The following is a 493-nucleotide window of genomic DNA, read 5'->3' on the forward strand; positions in this document are numbered from 1 at the left end:
TCGAGGCGAACGCGGTGTCGGACAACCCGCTGATCTTCCCGGAAACGAACGAAGTGCTGTCGGGCGGCAACTTCCACGCCGAGCCGGTGGCCTTCGCCGCCGACAATCTCGCGCTGGCCGCAGCCGAAATCGGCGCGCTCGCCGAGCGTCGCATCGCACTGCTGATCGACGCCACGCTGTCGGGCCTGCCGCCTTTCCTCGTGAAGGACGGTGGCGTGAACTCGGGCTTCATGATCGCGCACGTCACGGCAGCAGCGCTCGCTTCGGAAAACAAGACGCTCGCGCATCCGGCCTCGGTGGATTCGCTGCCGACGTCGGCGAACCAGGAGGACCACGTTTCGATGGCGACGTTCGCCGCGCGCAAGCTCGCCGATATCGCCGACAACACGGCCAACATCCTCGCGATCGAACTGCTCGCGGCAGCCCAGGGCGTGGACCTGCGCGCACCGCACCACACGAGCCCGGCGCTCGCGCACGTGATGCAGTCGGTGCG

1 protein-coding gene is annotated in these 493 nt (G+C 68.0%); it reads left to right on the top strand.

The annotated features are described in order from the left end of the window. The coding region (locus tag U5A57_RS41380) for an aromatic amino acid lyase (protein ID WP_321918111.1) at positions 1-493 on the top strand (493 nt) is incomplete at both ends.

The sequence above is a fragment of the Paraburkholderia sp. J11-2 genome, assembly GCF_905220185.1.
In the GTDB taxonomy this organism is placed as follows: Bacteria; Pseudomonadota; Gammaproteobacteria; order Burkholderiales; family Burkholderiaceae; genus Paraburkholderia.